The sequence below is a fragment of the Acidovorax sp. KNOB132 genome, assembly GCF_057541515.1.
Genome location: NZ_BAAJYT010000116.1, coordinates 1 through 11223, shown reverse-complemented (window position 1 = coordinate 11223; position 11223 = coordinate 1). Strand labels below are relative to the sequence as shown.

The window sequence follows — 11223 nt, the reverse complement described above, 5'->3', positions numbered from 1 at the left end:
CGCCGGGCCGCTGGAGAAGGCGCCGCCGCCGGTTTCCTGGCGGCCGCCTTCTTCGGAGCAGCCGCCGGCCGGGTGCGAGGGGCTGCGGTACGGGGCGCGGCAGATTGGCGGCTGCGGGCCGTTGCCGCCTTGGCACCCTGCGGCGCCTGGGCCATGCGCGCGGCCTCCTGCACGCCCTGCAGCCCCTGTGAGGCCAGTTGCGTGGCCATGTCGGTGGCGGTCTTGAAGGCCTCGGCCGCCGCACCGCGCGTGGCCTCCACCGCGGCCTGGTGCGACGCATCGCCCATCGCCTGGGCCGCGATCTGCTGGAACTGGCTGGTCAATGCACCCCACCACTGCATCGGGTCCACGACGCCGGGCAGCGCGGTGGACGCCGCACCTGCGGCTGCGTGGTCGCTGGCGGCGTCTTCTTCGGCCGCGGACTCGGAAGCGGGCGCCTCGGCCGGTGGCTCGCGCTGGGGCTCGCGGTAGGCGGCGGGGCTGGCACGTGCGGGCTCGGGGGCGGGCGCCGCAGGCGATGGCTTGGGCGCGAAGGCACCGGCCAGATCGCCCATCGCCACGTTCATGCCCTTGAGCGTGGCGAGGGTCATCTTCTGCACCTCCAGCGCCTGCACCGTGGCGCTCAACGCGCGCGAGTTCTGCTCCAGCCAGAACTGCACGGCCTTCAATTCATCGATGCGTTTTTCCAGTTCTTCCACGCTGATCGTCGGGGCCACCCAGCTCGACAGGCTGGGCATCTGCGGCACGCCGCCCGGCGCGCCTTTGGCCAGGTTCTGGAGGAAGTCGAAGCCCGGCACGAACCTGCCGAAACCGAAGGGGGATGTGTCGCTCATGGCCATTCCTTTGCGATGCGCTGCATGGCGCCGGTGGGGATGGGACAGCTTAACGCGATTGACCCGCGGGGCCAACGCCGCGGGCATGGTCCCAGCATCGGCAGGGCACCTCGCCGGCACCGCTTTCTGCGCGCGCCTCGGGGCCTTCGAACCCAGCATCCATGCCGCTTGCAGCGTGCAATCCGCGTGCGGCCCGCGCCCGCCGATGCAAACCCCCTAGAATCCGGCGACCAGCATGCTGGAATGTTCACCACTTTTTCCGAGAAATACCAACACCATGGCAACTGCAAAGAAAACCACCGCGCCTGCAAAGAAGGCCGCTCCCGCAGCAAAGAAGGCTGCAGCCCCCGTGGCCAAGAAGGTCGCAGCACCGGCCAAGAAGGCCGCTCCCGTGAAGAAGGTCGCAGCCCCCAAGGCCAAGGCCCCCGTCGCCGCCAAGGCCGCCCCTGCCGCGCTCAAGCCGCTGAAGGAAGTGTTCACGAAGACCTCGCTGATCGCCCACCTGGCACAGCAGGCCGGCGTCGAGCCCAAGGCCGCCAAGGCCGTGCTCGCAGCACTGGAATCGGCCATCCTGGCGTCGGTGCACAAGAAGGGCTCCGGCGAATTCACGCTGCCCGGCCTGATGAAGATCGGCCTGCAGCAAGTGCCTGCCAAGAAAAAGCGCTTCGGCAAGGACCCGTTCACGGGTGCCGAGCGCTGGTTCCCCGCCAAGCCCGCCTCGGTCAAGATCAAGACCCGCGCGCTGAAGAAGCTCAAGGACGCCACGGTCTGATCGACCAGTGCGCTCCGCGGTGCCTTGGCGGCACCGCCAGCCCCTGCAAAAAGCCGGCACGTGTGCCGGCTTTTTTCATGCGCACCGCGTTCTTATCAGGGCTCCAGATACCACTGCGCCAGGCGCTTGCGCTCGCCGGGGCCCACGCCCAGCCGCTGCTCCAGGTAGCGCAGCACGCCGCCATGGTCCGTGTCCACGGCCTGCAGCGCCGCTTCGAGAAAGTCCTGCTGCACGCGCCACAGCACGTTCAGCACCGCCTCCGGCGCAGCCCCGTTCACCTGCGCGGGCCGCCGATACAGCCCGTTGGTGAGCAGGTAGTCCTGCATCACCACCTCGCGCGACACGCCCAGCGCCAGCAGGATGAGCGCCGCCGCGAAGCCCGTGCGGTCCTTGCCCGCGGTGCAGTGAAAGACCAGCGGCGTGTCGTTGTCCAGCAGGTGTTCGAACAGCGCGGCGAACTCGCGCGTGTTGTGCGCGACGAAAGCGCGGTAGGTGTCGCGCATCAGCCCCATCGCGATCTCGGGCGTGAGCGTGTGGCCCGACAGCGCCATCTCCTTGGCACGCTGCACCACCGTGGGCTCGATGGACAGCGGGTAATAAGCCACGTCCGGCAGCACGTAGGCCAGCGTGGCGCGCTCGTGCTCCCCCCGGAAATCCACGGCGCGCGCCAGACCCAGCGCCGACAGCGCCCGCGCGTCTTCGGGGGTCAGCGCGGCCAGGTGGTCGGAGCGGAACAGGCGGCGCCAGCGCACGGGCCGACCCTGCTCGCCCGGGTAGCCGCCCAGATCGCGGAAGTTCGTGGCGCCCAGCAGGTTCAGCGAACGGGTGTAGGAAGGTGAGTCGCTCATGCAGCCACTTTATGCGAAAGGCGCGCGGACCGGAGGGGGCCGCAAGCGCATCGCCCGCAAAGCCCATCCCAGGCGAACCCCTGCCCCAATCGCAAGGCGCCCCCTATACTGGCTACGGAGCACCCGACCCCGCTGGAAGCCATGGCGGTGGCATGGATGCAAGTGCACAGAAAGAGGCACGGAGAAAGAACGCAAGGGCGAATGCCGGCCCCTGCCAAGCGGTCCCCGGCGCGAGGGGCCGGGTTCGAAGCGGAGAGGTACATGAAGAATCCAAGGCCAGCGACCGTCCACGGTCCGGCCTTCCATTCCATAATTTCAGGAGGAGGCTTGCATCCATGAAGAAGACGCTGGCGAACGCTTCCACCAGAAAGCTCCTGATGCTGCTGGTTCCAGCGCTGATCATCGTCCAGGTGGTGGCGTTCGTCTTCCTGCACTTTGCCAACCGCAACATCGCGCTGGAAAGCGTGGACTCCGCGCTGGAAGGCGGGGCGCAGACCTTCCTGTACACGGCCGCCACGCGCAAGGACAACCGGCAGCAGACCTCGCTCCTGGTCACGAAAGACTACGGGCTGCAGCACACGATCGCCAACGGCAACCGCGCAACCATCGAGTCGGCGCTGGCCAGCCAGCTGGCCCGCACGGGGGCCGAGCTGATCGTCCTCACGGACCTCAACCACAAGGTCGTGGCCCGCGCCTCCGCGACCCAGCTTCTGAACGAGCGCGACATGGACCTGGATGCCACGCTGGAGGCCCTGGCGACCGAGATCAGCGAGACCGGCCGCAGCATCGGGCCGCTGGCTGCGGGGGAGCACACGCCCGTGCTCTACAACTGGGTCAAGGCCACCATCAGCGCCCCCATGCCCATCATGAACATCTTCCTGGGCTACCGCGTCAACACCATGGCGGTGGAGCAGTTCACCAAGATGACGCAACTGAAAATGGCGTTCCTTTCGCAGGAGAGCGAAGGCGATTTCGTCATCCACACCTCGACCCTGCCCGGCATCGTGCTCAACCGCAGCATCCACGAGCATGCGCAGTCGTCCGAGAATTTTTCGGCGGAAGGTACGGACGGCGCGCAGTACCGGGCCAAGGTCATCAACCTGGGCGGGCTGCAGGGCTCCAACGTCATTGCCGTGGTGGCCAAGCCGTTTGCGCCGGTCTTCTCGCCTTTCCTGCGGCTGGAGGCGCTGTTCGCCGCCAGCATCCTGTTCAGTTCGTTCCTCTCCATCCTGGCCGCGAACCTCATCACCAACCGGGTGGTCGTGCCGCTCGAGAACGTGGCGCACCGCGATGCGCTGACCCATCTGGCCAACCGGCGGCTGTTCGAGATCAATCTGCAGAACGCCGAGCAGAACCAGCAGGCCCTGAACACCGGATACGCGATCTTGCTGATGGATCTCGACAAGTTCAAGGCCATCAACGACAACTACGGCCACGAAGCGGGAGATGCCGTCTTGAAGGAAGTGGCGCTGCGAACCAAGAAGCACGTGCGCTCGTCGGACACGCTGGCGCGCCTGGGCGGAGACGAGTTCGCCATCCTGATGCGCTCGCAGGACCTGCCGCGCGTGCGGGAGGCCGCCGCCGCCATCGTCAACGCCATCCGGCAGCCCATCCAGGTGCGCCCGGACCAGTGGGTGAACGTCGGGGCCAGCATCGGCATCGCGCGCTCGCCCGAGAATTCGACCGTGGCCGCGCAGGTAATGCATTGCGCCGACCTCGCCATGTACAGCGCCAAGCAGCAGGCCAGCGGGCTGCAGGTGTACGAGGGCACACCGCCGACGTGATGCCGCGCCGCCACCGCAGTCACCGCGCTCGCGAAGGTGATTGCGTTGCAGCCCGTCCTGAGAGCAGGACCGAACGCGCCAGCGGTTGAGTAGGACAGGTCTGATTGACGTGATTTGAAATTCTGGACCCAATGGACTTCCTTCACCCATTCCCCGCTCACATCCACCACTGCCGAGGTCCGCACCCCCATGCCCAAGCTCCAAACCGAATCCAGCGCCCGCCATCCCGTCGAGATCCACTACGAAGATTACGGACAGGGCGCCCCCGTCGTGCTCATCCATGGCTGGCCTCTGAGTGGACGCTCGTGGGAAGCCCAGATCCCAGCACTCGTCGAAGCGGGCTACCGCGTGATCGCCTATGACCGCCGCGGCTTCGGTGCTTCGTCGCAACCCTGGGAGGGGTACGACTACGACACCTTCGCAAAAGACCTCGATGCGCTGATGACCGGCCTCGATCTCACGGGTGCCACGCTGGTCGGCTTCTCGATGGGCGGCGGCGAACTCGCGCGGTACATCGCGAAATACGGCAGCCAGCGCGTGGCCAAGCTGGTCTTCGCGGGCGCCGTTCCGCCCTACCTCTACAAGAGCGCAGACAACCCGGAGGGCGGACTGGACGACGCGACGATTGCGCAATTCCAGGAAGGCGTCAAACAAGACCGGATGGCGTTCCTGGAAGACTTCACGCACAACTTCTTCAGCGTGGACGGCAAGCTCAAGGTCAGCGAGGAACAGCGCCAGTACACCCGCGACATCGCCGCCATGGCATCGCCCAAGGGCACGCTCGACTGCATCCAAGCCTTCGGCAAAACCGACTTCCGCGAAGACCTGAAAAGCGTGAAGGTCCCAACGCTGGTCCTTCACGGCGATGCCGACGCGATCGTGCCGCTGGAAGTGAGCGGCGCCCGCACCCACAAGGCGATTCCTGGCAGCATGCTCAAGGTCATCGCCGGGGCGCCGCATGGCTTCAACCTGTCGCATGCGCAGGAATTCAACGCCGCCTTGATCGCATTCCTGAAAAGCTGACGCCATGGCCGAGCCACACGCCCCCATTCCCGCGACCTTCGAAGACTTCGAGCGCCAGGCGCTGGCGAAAGGCTACGAGCAGGCACTCGTTCGCACCTGGGCCCCGCAGCAAATCGTGCAGGAGCATCGGCACGATTTTCATGCGAGTGCATTGGTGGTGGCGGGCGAGATGTGGCTGACGCAGTCGGGCACCACGCGCCACCTGGTGCCCGGTGATAGGTTCGAACTGGATCGGCTGGAACCGCACGAGGAGCGTTACGGCCCGGATGGAGCCACGTACTGGGTGGCGCGGCGGTCGAGTGCGGCTTGAATCGGCGGGATGCTTGGGATTGCGGGATTGCAGTGGTGGCGCAACAGCAAGCCGACCCAGAACGACAGCGTAAAGACCCGCCCAAAGCATAAAGCCCTTGGTTCGCAAGAACCAAGGGCTTTAATGACTGGTGGCCTGGGGCGGAATCGAACCACCGACACAAGGATTTTCAATCCTCTGCTCTACCGACTGAGCTACCGGGCCTAAGCCTCAAATTATAACCAGAAAAAAGAGGCGTTCTGAAACTCTGACGACTTAATTGCGTTTGCCGCGGCCCAGGTCCACGCCGAGTTGGCGCAGCTTGCGGTACAGGTGGGTGCGCTCCAGGCCCGTTTTTTCGGCCACGCGTGTCATGGAACCGCCTTCGCGCGCCAGGTGGAATTCGAAGTACGCCTTCTCAAAACCGTCGCGGGCTTCACGCAGCGGCCGGTCCAGATCGAAGCCCTGGTGCGCATGCGGGCCGGGGTCTTTCGTCACCACGGGCAAGGCCGCCACCGGAGCGCCCTGTGCCTCGGGTGCGGTTGGGATGGCAGCAGCGGGCGGTGGGGTGGCGGCCGCCGTGGTGGCAGATGCCGCCGGCTGGGCGGCGCTGCGCGCCAGGCCCTGTTCGACCGCTTTGAGGAGTTTCTGCATCGTGATGGGCTTTTCCAGGAAGGAAAAGGCGCCGATGCGGGTGGCTTCGACCGCAGTGTCGATGGTGGCGTGGCCGCTCATCATGATGACCGGCATGGTCAGCGTGCCGGCCATGGCCCATTCCTTGAGGAGCGAGACGCCATCGGTATCGGGCATCCAGATATCGAGAAGCACGAGGTCGTACGCATTGGCGGCACGGGCGGCGCGGGCCTGCGTGGCGTTCTCTGCGAGGTCCACGCTGTGCCCTTCGTCGTTCAGAATTTCCGACAACAGGTCACGGATGCCCAGTTCGTCGTCGACCACCAGAATGTTTGCCATGGGTTTTGATCAGCCTCGCGATACGTTTCCAAGTGTTGTTAATGTGCCACCACGTGGCCAGGGGCGAATGATAGCGACACTTGCGCGCCCAGCACCACCCCTTCTTCCACCCGATTGACAAGATCGACACGGGCCCCATGCTCGTCGGCGATCTTCTTCACTACAGCAAGTCCCAGGCCAGTGCCTCGCGGCTTGGTGGTTACATACGGTTCGAAGGCGCGCTGAAGGATGTGGTTGGGAAATCCGGTTCCGCAGTCGGTCACCGTCAGCCGCACGCGCCGCGACGACTGGCTCCAGCGCGTGGTGATGCGCACGGGTGCGCCGGCGGCCCCGCCCTGCTCGCGGGTGGGCTCGCTGGCGTCCTGCGCGTTCTGCAGCAGGTTGTGGATGACCTGGCGCAGTTGCTGGGCATCGCCCGCGATCTCGGGGCAACGGGGATCGAGTTCGGCCTCCACGGGCACGGTCGCGTTCTCGGCGCCGTAGAGCTGCAGCACGTCGGTGACGAGGGCGTTCAGGTCGAGCGCATGCAATTCCGCCGCGGGCAGGCGGGCATAGTCGCGAAACTCGTTGACCAGCCGCTTCATCGCATCCACCTGATCGACGATGGTGCGCACGGATTTGGTCAGCACGGCCTGCTCGGCATCCGGCAGCTTGCCGGAGAGCTTCATCTCCAGGCGCTCGGCGGACAGTTGGATCGGTGTGAGTGGGTTCTTGATTTCATGGGCCAGGCGCCGGGCGACTTCGCCCCAGGCCTGTGCACGCTGGGCCGAGACGATTTCGGAGATGTCGTCGAACACCAGGAGGCGCAACGCGTTGGGCAGCTCCGCCCCCCGGGCCACCAGGCTGGTGCCATTGGCGGCCACGCCCGAGGCGGGCGAGCCGTAAAGGTCGAAGGAATGTTGCCAGTGGTCCAGTCCATGCTGCTCGCGGTCGCCCAGGAAGGCCTCGAAGTGGCCCTGCACGGCACTGGCGAATTCGGCCAGCCCGGGCACGTCGGCCAGCGGCCGGCCTTCGAAGGCGGCCATGGGGGCCCGCAGGATGCGGGTGGCGCCGGGGTTGGTGGAGCGGATGCGCCCCTCGGCGTCCAGCACGATCACGCCCGCGGTGAGGTTGTCCAGAATGGTCTGCAAGTGGGCCCGCGCCGCATCGACCTCGCCCATGCTGTGCTCGACGGCGGTGCGGGCGTCGGACAACTGCTGGGTCATCACGGCGAAGGAGCGGGTCAGCCCGCCCAATTCATCGTTGCCCTGCAGCACGGCCTTGGGGCTCAGGTTGCCCGATGCGACCTCGCGCACGCCCTCGGCCAGCACCAGCAGGGGGCGTGCCAGTTGGCGGCCCAGCAGCACGGCGAGCAGCACGGCCCCGAAGACGGCCAGGAACAGGCTCAGGGTGAGCGTGCCGATGTACATGCGCCGCAACCCTTCGCGGGCCAGGGCGCGCTCCTGGTACTCCCGGTTGGCTTCCTGCACGGCGATGGCGTTGGACACCAGCACCTGCGGCAGCCGCAGCGTGGCCTGCAGGTAGCGGGGTTCCACCAGGAGCCCCACGCTGGCGTTGCCGACGGCCACGAGGGTCTTGACCCGCGCGTTCTGCACGGCAGCGGGGTCGGCGATGTCGTCCAGCCCCTCGATCTGAAAGGTGGCGCGCTGCTGGCGCGCGTTGCGCAGCAACTGGGCGCTGGGCCGCTCGGGGCTGAGATCGAACCGGGATTGCCCGGCACTGGCCACCGGCTGGCCCGCCGTGCTGAACAGCACCACGTCGCTGGCCCCCAACTGGTCGCGGATGCGTTCGAGCACCACACCGGCCGCCGCGTCGGGCACCTGCGCCAGTTGGCTGCTGGCGGTGCGTGTTTGCATGGCCATGTCGCTGGCGATCGTGTCCAGCGTGACCCGGGCCAGGCTGACGCCGGCGGACAGGGCACCCTCCACCTTCACGTCGAACCAGCTTTCGATGGAGCGCGACACGAACTGGTAGGAGACCACATAGATCAGCAGACCGGGCAGCAGCCCCACGACCGCAAAGATGCCCGCCAACTTGACCAGCAGGCGGCTGCCAAACCGCCCCCGCCGCAGCCGCACCGCCAGGCGCACCACGACCCACACCAGCACGGCGAGCAGCAGCACGGCCACCAGGACGTTCAGGCCGAACAGCCAGGCGTAGTTGCGCTCGTATAGCGCGCGGTTGTTGGTGGCGACGGTGAGCAGGAAAAGCAGCACCAGCCCGATCGCGCACATGATCGCCACGCCCACGCCCAGGGCCCAGCGGGAGGCACGGGCTTGCTGGGGCGTGCGGGGAACGCTGTGGTCGTCGGTCATGGCGCGCGCTCGGCCACGGCGCGCACGCTGCGCGACAGCATCAGGTCCCAGCCCGAGCGCCCCACCGCGCCGATCTGGAACGGGCGGGGCAGTTGGGACATGTCGAGGCGGAACTGAAAATGCACGGTATAGGGCCCGCCGGAGACCTCGTCCGCGTCGGCGATCTTCCAGCGGCTGATGCGCTGCATGGCGGAAAGCGCGTCGCCCAGTTCGTCGAAGTTCTGGCCCAGGGCAACCCCCAGCCCGGTGTTGGCGAACGGCGTGGCGGACTGATTGAGGCGCCACCGGCGCGTGAGCGGCTGGTAGCTCAGGCGCAGGTAGCGCACCGAGTGGGCCACCGCCTTGTCGTACCAGTACCAGCGCTCGCGGACCACATCGGCCTCAGCCACGAAGTACATCGAGATGCCCTTGTAGAGGGCATCTTCCGCCAGCTCGGGCAGGTCGAAGTGCAGCGTGGTGGACAGGTACAGGCCCTCGTCGTTGGCTTCGACGCGCAGGTCGCCCGCGTCGGGCTGCGCCAGCACCGCCGGGGACCACAGCGCCAGCCACATGCACAGCAACGCAGCCACGGCCACCGAAAGCCACGCGGCAGGGTGCGAAGCGGTCCGTTCAGCCGGCATGTTTTTGCAACAACGCGTAAAAGAATCCGTCATGGTCACCCGGACGATTCTCCGAGACGCCGCCGCTTTCGTCCGGTTTGCCGGGTATTAAATGGCTGGGAGATGGCAGCAAACGGGCGTCGGTGTTGCGCGCAAGAAACGTTTGCACCTGTGCTTCACCCTCGGCACGAAACACGGAGCAGGTGCAGTAGAGCAGCCGCCCGCCGGGCTGCAGCAGCGGCCAGAGCGTGGCAAGCAGGCGGGCCTGCTGCTGGGCCAGTTGCTCGATGTCGGACTCGCGCCGCAGCCAGCGCACGTCGGGGTGGCGGCGGACGATGCCCGAGGCCGTGCACGGCGCATCCAGCAAGATGGCGTCGAACCGCCCGCCCCCACTGGCGTCCAGCCACCCGTCCTGCGGCCGTGCCGCATCGGCCACGAGGACCTGGGCCCGCACCCCCACCCGGTCCAGCGTTTCGTGGATGCGGGTGGCGCGGTCGGCGTCGATTTCCAGCGCCACGACCTGCATCGGCGATGCGGCACCCGCGTATTCGAGCAAGTGCGCGGTCTTGCCGCCGGGCGCGGCGCAGGCGTCCAGCACGCGCAGCGGCTGCGACAGGTCCAGCCCCTCCAGCAGCAGCGGCGCCGCCAGCTGCGCCGCGGTGTCCTGCACCGAGACGTGGCCTTCTGCAAAGGCCGGCAACTGCTGCACGGCCACCGGGCGGTCCAGGACGATGCCGAACGGCCCTGCGGGAAATGCTTCCAAATTGATAGCAGACAGCCTTAGTAAATATTGCGCCGGAGTCGTTTTTTTTCACATTGACCCGTAGCGCCATCGGCGCGTGGGCATTGTTGGCCTGCAGGATCTGCTGCCAGTGCTGCGGGTGGTCCTTGCGCAGCCGGGCGATCCACCAGGCCGGGTGGTTCCACTGGGCGACCGGATCGCCGTCGGTGGCGGCCACCAGCGCATCGCGTTCGCGCAGAAAGCGGCGCAGGCAGGCGTTCAGGAACGGCGCCTGCGCTTGCGATGCCGGGTTGCGCTTGGCCGCTTCCACCGCCTGGTTGACGAGGGTGAACGCCTCGTAAGGCGCCTCGTCGGGCGACCAGGCCAGCGCCAGGGCCGTGCAAAGCAGGGCATCGGCCCGTGGCGGTGGGTTGCGGGGCGCCAGTTGCTTGCGCAGCGCCTGCGCCCGGCCCAGGTTGCGCAGCACCTGGAACAACAGCGCCTGCACCCCGGACCGCAGACCCGGCTCGACCGCGGCCAGGGCCGCCGTGCCCGACTGCCCGCCGCGCACGGCCTGCAGCGCGGTCACCACCGCATCCAGCTGGCGCCACAGCGCGGGCTCCATGCGGCGTTCGCCCTCCGCGGGGGGTGGAAAGAAACGGGAGGGCGGGCGCGGCTGCGGATCGGTCATGTTCTGTCTGAGCCTGTCTTGAATAGGAAAAAACCGGTTGCGGTTGCGGACGCCTTCGCGGCCACGCCTTGAATCAATGTCAAACCATCCACGCCCCTCCCGGGATGCGGGGATGGGCACGCAGCCTACAGCGTTCTGGCCGCCTTGAACCCGAACAGCCACGCCAGCAGGCGCGCCGGGAACTGGCCGATGGCCTGGTTGTACTGCAGCGCCGCATCGTTGAACTGCCGGGTGGCCAGCGCATTCTGGGCCACCAGCTCCTGCCACCGCTGCGCCCACAGGGGCAGCGCCGCGCCTTCGCCGGGCGCCGGCGGAACCTCCGCCACGCGCACCATGGCCAGCCAGGCGGCCTCGAGCACCTCGCGCCCCGTCAGCA

At 67.3% G+C, this 11223-nt stretch carries 9 protein-coding genes, 1 tRNA gene and 2 pseudogenes; 4 read left to right on the top strand and 8 right to left on the bottom strand.

Annotated elements, in window-relative coordinates:
* Nucleotides 1–833: PhaM family polyhydroxyalkanoate granule multifunctional regulatory protein (locus tag AC27IO_RS15015; protein WP_498739454.1), on the bottom strand; the 833-nt coding region annotated here is incomplete at its 3' end.
* Between the two features lie 277 nt (nt 834–1110).
* Between AC27IO_RS15015 and AC27IO_RS15010 the strand changes: the two genes are divergently transcribed.
* Nucleotides 1111–1605, top strand: coding sequence for an HU family DNA-binding protein (locus tag AC27IO_RS15010; protein WP_284402479.1), 495 nt, complete (start codon nt 1111–1113; stop codon nt 1603–1605).
* 95 nt (nt 1606–1700) lie between these two features.
* Here AC27IO_RS15010 and AC27IO_RS15005 read toward each other — a convergent pair whose 3' ends face one another.
* Complete coding sequence (locus tag AC27IO_RS15005; protein ID WP_284431343.1) at nt 1701–2453, bottom strand: tyrosine-protein phosphatase; 753 nt, start codon at nt 2451–2453, stop codon at nt 1701–1703.
* Between the two features lie 335 nt (nt 2454–2788).
* Here AC27IO_RS15005 and AC27IO_RS15000 point away from each other — a divergent pair, with 335 nt between their 5' ends.
* From AC27IO_RS15000 to AC27IO_RS14990, 3 genes are all read left to right on the top strand, one after another.
* Nucleotides 2789–4237 carry a diguanylate cyclase domain-containing protein gene (locus AC27IO_RS15000; protein ID WP_498739451.1) on the top strand — a complete coding sequence of 483 codons (1449 nt, stop codon included), beginning with the start codon at nt 2789–2791 and terminating at the stop codon, nt 4235–4237.
* A gap of 189 nt (nt 4238–4426) precedes the next feature.
* Nucleotides 4427–5260 carry an alpha/beta fold hydrolase gene (locus AC27IO_RS14995; RefSeq protein WP_498739449.1) on the top strand — a complete coding sequence of 278 codons (834 nt, stop codon included), beginning with the start codon at nt 4427–4429 and terminating at the stop codon, nt 5258–5260.
* 4 nt (nt 5261–5264) lie between these two features.
* Nucleotides 5265–5570, top strand: a complete 306-nt coding sequence (locus AC27IO_RS14990; RefSeq protein WP_487089810.1) for a cupin domain-containing protein — start codon at nt 5265–5267, stop codon at nt 5568–5570.
* 128 nt (nt 5571–5698) lie between these two features.
* Here the strand turns inward: AC27IO_RS14990 and AC27IO_RS14985 are convergent.
* The 6 genes and pseudogenes from AC27IO_RS14985 to AC27IO_RS14960 all read right to left on the bottom strand — a co-directional run.
* Nucleotides 5699–5774, bottom strand: a tRNA-Phe gene (locus tag AC27IO_RS14985).
* 51 nt (nt 5775–5825) lie between these two features.
* The gene (locus tag AC27IO_RS14980; RefSeq protein WP_284431266.1) at nt 5826–6521 is read right to left on the bottom strand and encodes a response regulator; all 696 of its coding nucleotides are present in this window, start codon (nt 6519–6521) and stop codon (nt 5826–5828) included.
* A 38-nt stretch (nt 6522–6559) separates the two neighbouring features.
* Complete coding sequence (locus AC27IO_RS14975) at nt 6560–8836, bottom strand: sensor histidine kinase (RefSeq protein ID WP_498739446.1); 2277 nt, start codon at nt 8834–8836, stop codon at nt 6560–6562.
* Complete coding sequence (locus AC27IO_RS14970; RefSeq protein ID WP_498739444.1) at nt 8833–9456, bottom strand: DUF4390 domain-containing protein; 624 nt, start codon at nt 9454–9456, stop codon at nt 8833–8835. The genes AC27IO_RS14975 and AC27IO_RS14970 overlap by 4 nt, the downstream gene beginning before the upstream one ends.
* Nucleotides 9446–10781, bottom strand: a pseudogene (gene rsmB / locus AC27IO_RS14965) (16S rRNA (cytosine(967)-C(5))-methyltransferase RsmB). Before rsmB ends, AC27IO_RS14970 begins: the two are co-directional and overlap by 11 nt.
* Nucleotides 10782–10972: 191 nt before the next feature.
* Nucleotides 10973–11223, bottom strand: a pseudogene (locus tag AC27IO_RS14960) (LemA family protein); the annotation flags it as partial.